Raw genomic sequence first — 13465 nt, 5'->3', positions numbered from 1 at the left:
GTCGAGCGGAGCAATCTAGCGGATGTCACCGATCGCTAGTCAAGGCGAAAGACGTCGGCGTTGTCCTGGCGTTCTCGCAGACCTTTGTAGGAAGGGTGTCGCAGTTTGCCGTCCGTGGTCCAGGCCCGAAACTCGATCTCGGCGATCAGGGTCGGCTCGACCCAGACGATATCGGCGTTTCCGGAATAGGAAACAGGCGGCTGCTTCCGCTTCCACCGCAGTCTGTCCAGCATCTTGCGCAGCCTGATCATCTCGGCTTGCCGGAAGCCTGTACCCACGCTTCCGACATGGACGAGCTCATGACCGCGATAAGCGGCAAGCACCAGCGAGGCGAAGCCGCCGGGCGACGCCGTGGAGGTCTCATAGCCGACTACGAGGAAAGCTTCGCTCTGGACGCATTTGATCTTGACCCAGTCACCGGTCCGGCCGGAGCGGTAGGGCTGATCGAGGTGTTTGCCGACGATGCCCTCCAGGCCGAGGCGGCAGACATGCTCAAGTAGGACCACCGGGTCCGCGTCAAGCGTCTCCGAAAGGCGGATGGCCCCATTCTGGTCACCTGTTGAGCCGCTCAAAGCGTCCTCGAGAAGATGGCGGCGCGACCGGTACTCAACTCCACGCAGATCATGGCCGTCGAGATAAACGAGGTCGAAAGTGTAAAGGATAGCCTCAGAAGCGCGAGTGCCAGCCTTCTTACCGGAGGCGCCGAGTGACTGCTGCAAGAGCCCAAAATCCGGTCTCCCCTCGTCATCGAGCACAACGGCCTCGCCATCGAAGATCATCGTCGCCGGCCCAAGCGCTCGGGCTGCCTCTGCGATGGCCGGAAACCGATGTGTCCAATCATGGCCGCCACGCGTGAGGATGCGCACCCCTTGCGGCTCGATGTGGACCGCCAGTCGATAGCCGTCCCATTTCAGCTCCCAGCTCCATTGGTCGCCTTGCGGAGGCCGGGCCTTCAGCTGCGCCAGGGCCGGCTCGACGCGGTCAGGCATGGGATCGAACAGAAGCTGTGGCTGCGCCGGGTTGTGCTTCCGCCGCGGCTTTGAGCGGATCGGGGCTTCGGTATCACGAAGGAGCGGCTTTGATGTCCGGGGCGTCGTCATTCCGACAGTTAAGCACAAAAACCTTACGAACGTTGCACAATCGCATACCTGTTCCCGCTACTCTTTTTAGGGGGCCCGGAAGCGCTGCAAAAAAGTTTTTGCCTTAGAGGTTTGATTCCACTTCGAATTCTTCGGGTTTGCTAATGCTAGGATAAGATCCCTAGTCTTCATGGCGCTTGACTCTTGGGTGGCATGAGAACAAACAATGAACAGACAGCCCGCACGACATGATGTCGATCCTTTGAACACGACCTTGAAGGGAGCCGTGAACGATGACTGCTGCCCGCAACAGGGTGATCTGCGACTTGCGCGACCGCATCGCGTCGATGGAGGGCGTATCCGCGAAACGGGCCGGAACGCTTTCCTTCGGCGTTCCCGAGATCGATGCAGCGCTGCCTGGGGGTGGCCTTGCCTATGGGGCGCTGCATGAGTTTGCAGGCGGCGGGTCAGGCACCGTCGATGGAGCGGCCGCCGCCCTTTGTGTTGCCGGCATTGCCGCGCGAACGAAAGGCCCCGTCATCTGGTGCCTGACGCGGCCGGATCTGTTCTTTCCAGCTCTTGCCCAGGTTGGCCTGCATCCCGACCGCGTCATCTTCGTCGAGTCCGACAGGGAAGAGGACGTGCTGGCCAATATGGAGGAAGGCTTGTCCTTTGGCGGTCTCGGCGCCGTCGTCGGCGAGCTTGTGCGCCTGCCCATGGTCAGCTCCCGGCGGCTCCAGCTGGCTGCCGAGCGCACGGGAACGATGGCTCTCGCGGTCCGCCGATGGCGGCGGCAGACAGAGGCAAATGACTTCGGACAACCCACGGCCTCGACAACCAGATGGCGGGTGAGTGTGATGCCGTCCGAAGAGTTGCCGGTACCGGGGGTGGGCAGGGCTCAATGGTTTCTGGAATTGATGCGCGTGAAAGCGGGTGAGTGTGCTGAGTTTCTCGTGAGGGCGTGCGATGACAAGGGTCGTCTCGATCTTTCTTCCGGATCTGCCGACGGATCGCATTCGTCGGGCCGATCCTTCTATTCCGCCTGAGCAGCCCATCGCCGTGATCGCCAGAAGCGGCTCAAAGCGGTGGGTGTCGGCTGCTGATGCGTCTGCCCGTAAGGCCGGCGTGCATGTCGGCATGGCGGCGGCAAAGGCGCAGTCGCTGTTTCGCGGCCTGATGCTGGTTGACGCGGACCCCGAAGCCGATCGAGCCGCACTCGAACGCATCACGCTCTGGGCGCTCACAATCTATTCGCCAATCGTCGCCGTTGATGGCGTCGACGGCATCGTCATGGATACCGAAGGCGCTGACCATCTGCAGGGCGGCGAGCTGCCGATGGTGACTGGCATCGCCAACCGGTTCCTGGCAAGAAAGCTGACAGCGCGTGTGGCGGTCGCCGACAGCTGGGGTGCGGCCCATGCCTGTGCTCGTGCGATCAGTCGCGAGACGATCGTTGTTCCCCCCGGCGAGACGGTCCGCGCCGTAGAGAAGCTGCCGATCTCGCTTCTGCGCCTGCCTGCTAAGATTGTCGCTGACCCGCGCATTCTTGGTTTCCAGACGATCGGCGAGCTTGCCAACACCCCGCGGGCGCCGCTCACTCTCCGCTTCGGTCCGGAAGTTGGCCGCCGTCTCGACCAGATGCTCTGTCGTGTTGCCGAGCCGATCGAGCCCATCCGCACCTCCGAGCTGGTTGAAGTCTCAAAAGCCTTTGCCGAATCGATCGGGGCAGCCGAGACGATCAACAAATATGTCGGTCGCCTTGTCGTGCAACTCGTCGGTGAACTCCAGAAGCGCGGGCTTGGCGTGCGCCGCGCCGATCTCATTGTCGAGAAGGTCGATGGCACGAAACAGGCGATCCGGGCGGGAACAGCCAAGCCTGCCCGCGATATTGCCTGGCTGACAAAACTGTTTCGGGATCGGACGGAAAAGATTGAGCCGGGCTTCGGGATCGAAAAGCTCACCCTTGTGGCCGTTATGGCCGAGCCCTTAGAGGAGACACAGAGAGCGTCTGCTCTGGTCGAGGATGAGGTCACCGACATCACCCCGCTGATCGATATCTATGGCAATCGTGGCCAACGGGTTTATCGAATCGGACCGGTTGCTTCCGATGTGCCGGAACGCTCCGTCCAGCGGATCAGCCCCGTTGCTGAGCCGATCGCCGTTGCCTGGGTCAGCCATTGGCGCCGGCCGGTCCGGCTTTTGCCACATCCGGAGCTGATCGAGGCAATCGCGTTGATGCCCGACCGGCCACCGGTCTCCATCGTCTGGCGTGGCAAACGCCGCAAGGTCAAGCGTGCCGATGGCCCCGAACGCATTTTCGGGGAGTGGTGGCAGCGCGACGCCGAGATGGACGCCGTGCGCGACTACTTTGTCATTGAGGATGCGGCAGGCGAGCGCCTGTGGGTGTTCCGCTCCGGCGACGGTGTCGATCCCGAGACCGGCTCTCATCGCTGGTTCTGTCACGGGATTTTCGCATGAGCTACGCGGAGCTTCAGGTCACGACACATTTTTCGTTCCTGCGCGGCGCCTCGTCCGCGCAGGAACTGTTCGCGACTGCCAAAATCTTAGGGATCGAGGCACTCGGCGTCGTCGATCGCAATTCGCTGGCCGGGATTGTTCGCGCTCTTGAAGCATCCCGCGCCACAGGTCTCCGGCTCGTCGTCGGCTGTCGTCTCGATCTGGCCGACGGTATGTCGCTGCTCGTCTATCCGATGGATCGAGCTGCCTACTCACGCCTGACACGGCTGATTACACTCGGCAAGTCGCGTGGCGGCAAGGACAACTGCATTCTGCACTGGGATGATGTCATCGCCTATTCGGAAGGCATGATCGGCATTCTGGTGCCGGATCTGCCGGACGCCACCTGCGCCGCACAGCTTCGCAAGATGGCGCAGCTGTTTGGTGATCGGGCTTACGTGTCTCTCTGTCTGCGCCGGCGCCCCAATGACCAGATGCGGCTCTATGAGATTTCCAACATGGCGGCACGGTTCAAGGTGAAGACGGTCGTCACCAATGACGTGCTGTTTCATGAGCCGGGCCGTCGGCAGTTGCAGGATATCGTCACCTGTATCAGGCACAACACCACGATCGATGATGTCGGTTTCGAGCGCGAGCGCCACGCCGACCGGTATCTGAAGCCGCCGGAAGAGATGGAACGCCTGTTTCCGCGCTATCCCGAAGCTTTGGCACGAACGATGGAGATTGTGCGGCGCTGCAAATTTTCGCTCGAGGAGCTCACTTATCAATATCCGGAAGAGGCGATCGTGCCGGGCAAGGACGCCCAGGCCTCGCTGGAGCACTACGTCTGGGAATGCGTGCCCGACCGCTATCCGGAAGGACTGCCACCGGATGTCTTGAAAACCGTGCGGCACGAGCTCGATCTCATCCGCACCATGAAATATGCGCCGTACTTCCTCACGGTGTTTTCGATCGTACGCTTTGCCAGAAGCCAGGGCATTCTCTGCCAGGGCAGGGGATCGGCGGCCAACAGCGCCGTCTGCTTTATCCTCGGCATCACCTCGATCGACCCCTCGACCAATGATCTGCTGTTCGAGCGCTTCGTCAGTCAGGAACGTGACGAGCCGCCGGACATCGATGTCGACTTCGAGCATGAACGGCGCGAGGAGGTCATCCAATGGATCTACAAGACCTACACGAGAGACAAGGCGGCGCTCTGCGCGACAGTCACCCGCTACCGGGCCAAGGGTGCGATCCGCGATGTCGGCAAGGCACTCGGCCTGCCTGAAGACGTGATCAAGGCGCTGTCGTCCGGCATGTGGTCCTGGTCGGAGGAAGTACCCGACAGAAACATCCGGGAACTCAATCTCAACCCCGACGACCGCCGTCTGGCGCTCACCCTGAAACTGGCGCAGCAGCTGATGGGGGCACCGCGCCATCTCGGTCAGCATCCAGGCGGCTTCGTCCTCACCCACGACCGGCTGGACGATCTCGTGCCGATCGAGCCGGCGACAATGAAAGACCGGCAGATCATCGAATGGGACAAAGATGACGTCGAGGCGCTGAAGTTCATGAAGGTGGATGTGCTCGCACTCGGCATGCTGACCTGCATGGCAAAGGCCTTTGATCTCATCCGCGAACACAAGGGCGAGGATCTTGATCTGTCGAAGATCAAGCAGGAAGATGCCGCCACCTATGCGATGATCCGCAAGGCGGATTCGCTCGGCACATTCCAGATCGAAAGCCGCGCGCAGATGGCGATGCTGCCGCGCCTGAAACCCCGCACCTTCTACGATCTCGTCGTGCAGGTGGCGATCGTTCGGCCAGGTCCGATCCAGGGCGACATGGTGCATCCCTACCTTCGTCGACGCGAAGGCAAGGAGCCGGTCGAGTATCCCACACCTGAGCTGGAAGCGGTGCTCGGCAAGACCCTGGGCGTGCCGCTGTTTCAGGAAAGTGCCATGCGCGTCGCAATGGTCTGTGCCGGCTTTACGGGCGGTGAAGCTGACCAATTGCGCAAATCCATGGCCACCTTCAAGTTCACCGGTGGCGTCTCACGCTTCAAGGACAAGCTGGTCTCCGGCATGGTGAAGAACGGCTATTCGCCGGAGTTTGCCGAAAAGACCTTTTCGCAGCTCGAAGGCTTCGGCTCTTATGGTTTCCCCGAAAGCCACGCGGCGTCCTTCGCGCTGATTGCCTATGCATCGAACTACATCAAGTGCCATTATGCAGACGTCTTTTGCGCAGCCCTTCTCAACAGTCAGCCGATGGGCTTTTACGCGCCGGCGCAGATCGTCGGGGATGCGATCAAGCATGGCGTCGAGGTGCGGCCGGTCTGCGTCAACCGCTCACGCTGGGACTGCACGCTGGAAAAGATCGGTAGCACCGACCGGCATGCTGTCCGGCTCGGGTTTCGGCAGGTGAAGGGACTGGCTGTGGCAGACGCAGCCCGGATCGTGACGGCGAGGATGAACAGCCCTTTCGCGTCTGTCGATGACATGTGGCGCCGGTCCAGTGTGCCGACGGAAGCCCTTGTCCAGTTGGCAGAGGCCGATGCCTTCCTGGCATCGCTCAAACTCGAAAGGCGCGATGCGCTTTGGGCAATCAAGGCCCTGCGCGATGAGCCATTGCCGCTATTTGCCGCCGCGGCCGAGCGTGAGATGGCGGCAATTGCGGAGCAACAGGAGCCGGAGGTTGCTCTTCGGCAAATGACAAACGGCCATAACGTCATCGAGGACTACAGCCATACTGGGTTGACGTTGAGACAGCATCCGGTTGCGTTCCTGCGCAAGGACCTGTCGGCACGCAATATCGTCACCTGCGCAGAGGCGATGAACGCGCGGGACGGCCGGTGGGTTTATACGGCCGGCCTGGTGCTGGTCCGGCAAAAGCCCGGATCGGCCAAGGGCGTCATGTTCATCACCATCGAGGACGAAACGGGGCCGGCCAACGTCGTCGTCTGGCCCACCTTGTTCGAGAAGCGGCGGCGTGTCGTGTTGGGCTCTTCGATGATGGCGATCAACGGCCGGATCCAGCGGGAAGGGGAGGTCGTCCATCTTGTCGCACAGCAGCTGTTCGACCTGTCGGCGGACCTTGTCGGTCTGGCTGATCGGGATACCGAGTTCAAGCTGCCGACCGGTCGCGGCGACGAGTTTGCCCATGGCGAAGGCGGCCGCGATCCGCACAGCAGGCCAAAGCCGGTTGTCCCGCAGGACATGTTCACGCCCGATCTCCATATCGATACGCTGAAGGTGAAGGCGCGGAATTTTCATTGATGCTGAACCATTGAAAAAACCACGTTGCGGCAGCTAGAAGCAAACTCACCGCGTCGCCGGCGTCCACACCGCTATTGCCGGTTAGCATCGTTGGGAATTCGACCCCCCCGGTTACGATCTGGCAGGCCATCACTCCGGGCAGGCCGTTGATGTGGAGGATGACGTCACGAGCGACCGCTTAAATGGAGGTCGCGACCTTCGCTCAGCTGAGGCGTGAGCTTCTTCCGGTATAGCTGGGCATGTTTCCGGAGCCAACCGTTTGCTAAAATTCTGTTGTAAATTATCACAGTATGATGCACGTATCTGTTATTAATGCATTGCCTCGGCTGACGAGCCCCTTCAACACAAGCGGATAAATAGAGCTATGAATGACATCTCGGCAACTCTGGAAACGGAAGAGAAGCCACGTGTGCAGACGGCGGCGCGGACCGTCCGCGTCCTGACCGAGGTAGCCATCGCGGCTCCGAGGGGTGTCTCGGCTAAAGCCATTAGTGACAGCCTGGGCTTGCCGCGTCAGGTCGTCTACCACCTAGTTCATACTTTGGTAAATATGGGCATCCTTCGGAAGGCGAACGGAAGCAACTATGTGCTCGGGTTGGCTGTGGCGCCGATCGCAGAGGGTTTTCGGCTCCAGTTGGGTGCAGGAGACCTACTGTCCCGTTACGCGGTCATGGCTGCCAACGCGACAGGTGAAACCGCCTATGTCGTTGGGTGGGTCGGGGATGAAATTGTGGTCATGGCATCGGCGCGCGGAAGCTCTGCGATCGCAGCCCAGGAGATTCCACATGGCGCAGCGGGAGATGCACATGCCCGCGCAAGCGGGAAATTGCTTCTAAGTCAGCTCTCGACCGAAGCGCTCGACAACTATCTTGCCCGCCATCCCCTCAACGGTCGCACGCCCAACACCATTACCAAACGGCAAGTCCTCGACGAGGCCTTTGTAAAAATTCGGGAGGAGGCTGCCGCCTACGATCACGAGGAATGGACGCCCGGCCTCGCTTGCATGGCAGTGCCACTGGGGTCACGAAGGGCAATCCGCATGGTTCTGGGAATTTCCGCTCCGGCAGAGCGGTTCTATGAGAACCTTGAGCGATACAGAAGCACCTTGGTCAACATCGCCAGTTTTCAAGAGACTGGCGACTAAGGGCTTCTTTAGCGTCTGACAAATTCCCTAGCGAGCCCACGATCATCCGATTGCGAAGTTATAATAATCCTACAAGACATCAAATAATGATGCTTTTTCGTTTTCATTGGCTATCGTGTATGTTTATTTGATGTCGCTATTGACATTCTGCTCTATTTTGTGGCTGGTGGAGAGCGGGAAGCCGCGATTGCCTAAGGTGCAGGCGCGGTGAGAGCAGTTGCCATCATGGCGGCAGGAGCCGAAGCCTCGGCAGGGAGAGCAGATGATTTTAGGACCCTGGCATTTCTCGTGGACGGTCGCTGAGATCGAACGCTCGATCGCGTTCTATTGTGAGAACTTCTCCTTCGAGGTTGTTCACCGTCAGGAGCAGTCGAACGGCTACACCGAGACCCTGGTCGGGATACCGGGAGCACATCTCAAGGCCGCTCTTCTTAGGTTCCGCGGTCTGCCAGCCCCGGCGTCCAATCATGTCATCGAACTAATCGAGTATGTCGGCCCCAAAGGCACGAAGCTAGACACCACGCCCAACAACATCGGGGCAGCCCATTTGGCATTCCTGGTCTCGGATGTCCCGGCAAAATACCAGGAGTTGAAAGACAAGGGCGTTAGGTTCTTGTCCCCGCCGGTGGCGATTACAGGCGGGGTCAATAAGGGGGGATACACCTGCTACCTCAAAGATCCGGACGATTTCACACTGGAGATTCTCCAGCCCTCACCCGAACGGCTTCAGGCAGCTTTCGCGGCCGCGGGAATCAGCGGCAGCCCAGACGACTAATGTCCGTGAGACGAATAATCGTTTTGACATCAACACGCCATGCTGGCGTTTCTTCGGAGGAGGATGAAAGTGAGGAAGCGATACCTGAAACTGTTTGGCGTACTAGCGATTGCCACATATATCCTGAGCCTGCCTGCGCAGGCTCAGGAGAAAAAGCTCGACCGGCCGGTGAAATTCGGCATCGTGTCGGCTCTCTCCGGCGACGCGGCCGCATTCGGCAAGCCGTTTGTCGACGCGATCAAGGTTGCGATTGATGAGCTGAACGCGAGAGGCGGCCTGCTTGGCCAGCCCATCGAGATGATCGCTTATGATGATCGCGGGGTCCCTGATCTCGGTCTTCAGGTCGCCAAGAAGCTTGTCCTTGAGGATCATGTTGACACGCTTCAGCCAGGCAGCACGAGTGGTGTCATCTTCACTGCCATGCCGGTCGGAAAGGACCAGAAAGTTGCCATGTGGGGCTATGGCCTTGCCGAGCAATGGCTTGTCGAGGGGGAGGGGATGATCTTCCGCTCGGCTTCGTCCGACAAAGTTCGCCTGACGGCGCTTGCGAAGTACGCCCACGATCAGCTCGCGTTGAAAAAAGTTGGCATCCTCTACATCGACAATTTCTACGGACAGTCGGCTCGTGACGTTTTCAAGGCTGCCTATAAGAGCGCTGGAAACGATGTCGCAACGGAAGTCAGCCACAATGAAGGGGCCCGTGATATCAGCTCTCAGCTGCTCCAGCTCCGCACGAAGGGACTCGACGGAATTTTTGTCGCAACCACTGGCGCGGGCTTTGGACCGTTGGTGCGCCAGGTCCGGCAATTCCTTCCCAAAAACGTTGTGGTGATGACGGACGCCCAGTCGGCTGATCCCAAAATCCGTGCAGAACTCGGAGCATCGGCAAATGGCATTATTTATGCTGGGACGCCCATGGTTCCACAGAATACGGATCCACTTTCGCAGGAATGGATTGCCCGTTTGAAGGAAAAGACCGGGCTGTACCAGGAAATCATGAGCCGCGCGGTGACCGGTGTGCTCGTCATGGCAGACGCCATCAAGAGGGCGGGAACAGTCGACCCCATCGAAGTCATGAAAGCTGTTCATCACACTCGAGGGCTCGCGACACCTGTCGGAACCTACACTTATGATCCCCGTGATGGCGAAGGCTTGAAGACCGCGCTGGTCATGAAGGCAGCGGACATTCCGGAAAAGGATGAAATCCTGACCACCGTTCGCATCGACGAGCCCCTGTATGAGAAGCGCCTCAACTACGACCGCTTCTTCGGCCCGGATTATACCAAGTCGCTATACGAGTTTCACAACGTTCAGTGACGTTTGTCACAAGAGCTGCAGCGTGTTTGGCGCTGCAGCCAACCTAGACTTAGCTCGGAGAGTGTAATGGAATTTGACCTGGGCTTGGTGATGAACCAGCTGGTTTGGGGTGTCATGGTTGGTGTGGGCTTCACACTGATGGCTATGGCCTTCAGCCTGATCTTCTCAACGTCCAACATGATCAACTTTGCCATCGGCGAGTTTGCAATGCTGGCCGCCTACTTCTGCTACACCGCACTCTCTCACGTTCCCGGCGGGTTTGTCGGCGCGGCTCTCGTCTCAATGGTCGGGATTGCCGCTTTCGGGATGCTTGTCGAGAGGATTGCCTTCCGACGCCTCTACAAGCTTGACCATATCCTGGTTCTCATCGGAACCATCGGTCTGTCCGCGATTATCAAGAACCTGACGTTGATCATTTTCGGACCCTACGCTTTCAGCTTTCCCCAGTATTTCTCCCCGGAACCGATCATCATCGGCTCGCTGATCCTGATCCCGCAAAACGTTATCGTGGCGCTCGTCGGCGTGGTCGTATTGATCGTGTTCCAGATCTTCATGAAGTACACGCGCCTTGGCCTTGCGATGCGTGCGACGGCGGAAAACTTCCATGGCGCGACGCTGGTCGGGATCAACACCGCACGCTGCGTGAATCTATCCTGGGGGCTGGGGGCCGTCCTTGCCGGTATTGCCGGCACAATGATGGGCTTCGCCTACAATATTTCGATCGACATGGGTGGCACCCTCGGCCTGAAGGGGTTCACTTCGGCCATTTTTGGCGGCTTCGGCAGCTTGCCGGCGAGCGCGGCCGGTGGCGTTTTGATGGGCGTGCTCGAGAACGCCAGCGCCCTTGTGTTTGACTACACGTACAAGGACATCGTCGCCTTCGTGATCATCGTTCTGATCCTCCTTTTCAGGCCAGCCGGTCTGTTCCTCCCCAACAAGGGTGTCCGTCGTGTCTGAGAAAAGCGTGTCTACACCATTCACCGCCGCTCCGAGCAGTGCCTCGGGGAGCGGGATGCAATCAAACGGCCGAACGGTCGTCGCCCTTCACGTAGTCATCATTGCGGGCTTGCTCCTGTTCCCGCTGACAGGCGTGGAGCAGTATGTTCTCCGGGTCGGTGTCCAGATGTTCCTGAATGCCATCGTGGCGCTCGGCTTCATAACGATCCTGGGTTTCAGCAAACAGTTCTCGCTGGGCCAGGTCGCGATTTACGGCATTGGCTCCTACGCCATGGCAAATTTCACCGCCAAGCTGGGTCTCGGATTCGTACCCTCGATTTGCTTGTCGGCGATCATCGGCGCGGTCGTGGGCAGCCTGGTCGCCATTCCGGGCGCACGTTTCCGAGGGCCCTGGCTCGCGCTGGTGACGTTTGCATTTGCCGAAATCGTCCGCATCCTCATGATGCGCTTTGAAGGTCTAACGGGCGGAACAGCCGGCTTCCGGGACATTCCGCGTCCCTACATTCTCGGTTGGGAGGTTCGGACCGAATTCGACTACTACTTCCTTTTCCTTGCCGTCGCTCTGATCGTCTATTTTATCGTGCTGCGTTTGCGGCTCTCGGCATTCGGTCGGATCTGGCTCGCGCTTGGTGACAGCCCGGATATCGTCGGGAGCGTTGGAGTGAACGTATTTGCCCATCGTATCCTGGCCTTCGCGATCGGTTCTGCGATCGCCGGATCTGCCGGGGCCCTGTTCGCCAGCTACACAACATACGTCAGCCCCGAAAGCTTCGGATTCGGCCACACCGTTTTCTATCTTACAATCCTGGTGGTCGGCGGGCTGGAAAGCATTGTGGGCCTTCTCGTATCCGTTGTTTTCTTCACCGTCTCGCATAACTACCTAACGCGGTTCCATCCCTGGGATCTGGTGCTGGACGGACTTATCATCATTCTCTTCATGAATTTCCTCCCGCGGGGCGTGGGCAGCAAGCTCTCGAACATCTTCAATAAAAACAAGCGAGGGGGGCAGTCATGATCCTCAGAGTGGATGAAGTTAGCCTCCGGTTCGGTGGCATCACCGCGCTGCGCGATGTCCAGTTCGGTGTCCACCAGGGTGAAATCTGCGGTCTGATCGGTCCAAACGGCTCCGGCAAAACCAGTCTGTTCAACGTCATCACCGGGTTCTACAAGCCCACCGCCGGGAGAGTGACGTTCTGTGAACGGGATATCACCAGACGCCCTCCTCATATCGTCGGGCGTCATGGGATATCGCGGACCTTTCAGACGGCAGCACTGCAGCCTGAGCGCACCGTCCTGGAGAATGTGCTCCTCGGCGCGTACACACACCGGCGAGACCTGTGGCGAGATTTCTTCGGCGCTGCCAGGGAACGCGAAGATGTGCTGCGGGCGGAGAGATTGCTGGACATGCTTGGGCTTCTGCATCTCCGCGACGAGCCCACCCACAACATGCCGGTTGGCATGCGCCATGCTGCCGAACTGGCGCGGTCGCTGATGAGCGAACCAAAATTGCTCCTGATGGACGAGGCGTGGGGTGGCCTGAACACGTCGGAATCCGCAGAAATGGTGTCGATCGTGCGACGCATCCGCGACACGGGCGTGACCGTGCTTCTGGTCGAACACAATATGAAGGTGATCATGAGTATTTGCGACCGCATCGTCGTCCTCGAGGCCGGGCAGAAGATCGCGGATGCTCCGCCCGAGGAGGTTCGGAAGAACCCGAAGGTGATCGAGAGCTACCTGGGTAAGGAGCACTGACATGCTCGAGGTGAAGGATATTGACGTCCATTACGGACGATCACAGGCTCTCTTCGATGTCAGTCTGTCTGTGGAAAAGGGAAGCGTGGTGGCGCTTGTAGGCGCGAACGGCGCCGGCAAAACCACCCTCGTGAACGCTGTGTCTGGCATCGTTCCTCCTTCGAGCGGCTCGATTTATTTCGAGGGACAGCGGATTGACGGCCTGGCACCGGAGGCGATCGTCCGCATGGGCATCATCCAGGTTGCGGAAGGGCGCCAGTTGTTCCCGGGACTGACGATCGAAGAAAATCTCATGATCGGGGCATACACCGCGAAGGATCGAAAGGTGGTGCGAAACGAACTGGAGCATGTATACGACCTGTTCCCGATCCTTCTGGAGCGGCGGACATACGCCGCGCAGACGCTGAGCGGTGGGCAGCAGCAGATGCTCGCCATCGGGCGCGCCTTGATGGCAAAACCGCGACTCATAATCTGCGATGAGCCTTCGCTTGGTCTGGCCCCCTTGATCGTTAAAGGAATATTCGATGTTCTCATCAAGCTCAACCAATCCGGCATCCCGATTCTTCTGATTGAGCAGAACGTCAAGCTTTCCTTTGATGTCTCGCAGCATGCGTTGGTGCTGGAGCAGGGAAAGGTGGTCCTCCAGGGACCCAGCGAAGAGCTGCGAAACAACCCTCACGTTACTGCTGCGTATCTTGGAATGTAG

The 13465-nt window shown here is 59.3% G+C and carries 11 protein-coding genes; 10 read left to right on the top strand and 1 reads right to left on the bottom strand.

Annotated features, from left to right (window positions below):
* Positions 1 to 35 precede the first annotated feature (35 nt).
* Complete coding sequence (gene ligD, locus M1D43_RS31325) at positions 36 to 1100, bottom strand: non-homologous end-joining DNA ligase (protein ID WP_498814866.1); 1065 nt, start codon at positions 1098 to 1100, stop codon at positions 36 to 38.
* Positions 1101 to 1372: 272 nt separating this feature from the next.
* Between ligD and M1D43_RS31320 the strand changes: the two genes are divergently transcribed.
* The 10 genes from M1D43_RS31320 (at position 1373) to M1D43_RS31275 (ending at position 13465) form a co-directional block, all read left to right on the top strand.
* Positions 1373 to 2125 carry an ImuA family protein gene (locus tag M1D43_RS31320; RefSeq protein ID WP_498814865.1) on the top strand — a complete coding sequence of 251 codons (753 nt, stop codon included), beginning with the start codon at positions 1373 to 1375 and terminating at the stop codon, positions 2123 to 2125.
* Positions 2046 to 3557, top strand: a complete 1512-nt coding sequence (locus M1D43_RS31315) for a Y-family DNA polymerase (protein ID WP_498814864.1) — start codon at positions 2046 to 2048, stop codon at positions 3555 to 3557. Before M1D43_RS31320 ends, M1D43_RS31315 begins: the two co-directional genes overlap by 80 nt.
* Entirely contained in the window at positions 3554 to 6811 is a 3258-nt protein-coding gene (locus tag M1D43_RS31310) for an error-prone DNA polymerase (RefSeq protein ID WP_498814863.1), read from the top strand. The genes M1D43_RS31315 and M1D43_RS31310 overlap by 4 nt, the downstream gene beginning before the upstream one ends.
* A 364-nt stretch (positions 6812 to 7175) precedes the next feature.
* Entirely contained in the window at positions 7176 to 7955 is a 780-nt protein-coding gene (locus tag M1D43_RS31305; RefSeq protein WP_498814861.1) for an IclR family transcriptional regulator, read from the top strand.
* A gap of 262 nt (positions 7956 to 8217) precedes the next feature.
* Complete coding sequence (locus tag M1D43_RS31300) at positions 8218 to 8730, top strand: VOC family protein (protein WP_498814859.1); 513 nt, start codon at positions 8218 to 8220, stop codon at positions 8728 to 8730.
* A 69-nt stretch (positions 8731 to 8799) separates the two neighbouring features.
* Positions 8800 to 10047 (top strand): ABC transporter substrate-binding protein, encoded by a 1248-nt coding sequence (locus M1D43_RS31295; RefSeq protein ID WP_498814858.1) that lies wholly within the window; start codon positions 8800 to 8802, stop codon positions 10045 to 10047.
* A gap of 66 nt (positions 10048 to 10113) precedes the next feature.
* Entirely contained in the window at positions 10114 to 11004 is an 891-nt protein-coding gene (locus M1D43_RS31290; RefSeq protein WP_498814856.1) for a branched-chain amino acid ABC transporter permease, read from the top strand.
* 55 nt (positions 11005 to 11059) lie between these two features.
* Complete coding sequence (locus tag M1D43_RS31285; protein ID WP_498814854.1) at positions 11060 to 12019, top strand: branched-chain amino acid ABC transporter permease; 960 nt, start codon at positions 11060 to 11062, stop codon at positions 12017 to 12019.
* Positions 12016 to 12759, top strand: coding sequence for an ABC transporter ATP-binding protein (locus tag M1D43_RS31280; RefSeq protein ID WP_498814853.1), 744 nt, complete (start codon positions 12016 to 12018; stop codon positions 12757 to 12759). The genes M1D43_RS31285 and M1D43_RS31280 overlap by 4 nt, the downstream gene beginning before the upstream one ends.
* 1 nt (position 12760) lies before the next feature.
* On the top strand, positions 12761 to 13465 hold the full coding sequence (locus tag M1D43_RS31275) for an ABC transporter ATP-binding protein (RefSeq protein ID WP_498814852.1): 705 nt from the start codon (positions 12761 to 12763) through the stop codon (positions 13463 to 13465).

The sequence above is a fragment of the Ensifer sp. R1-3 genome (genome assembly GCF_056739175.1).
This window is presented reverse-complemented; position numbering and strand designations above follow the sequence as displayed.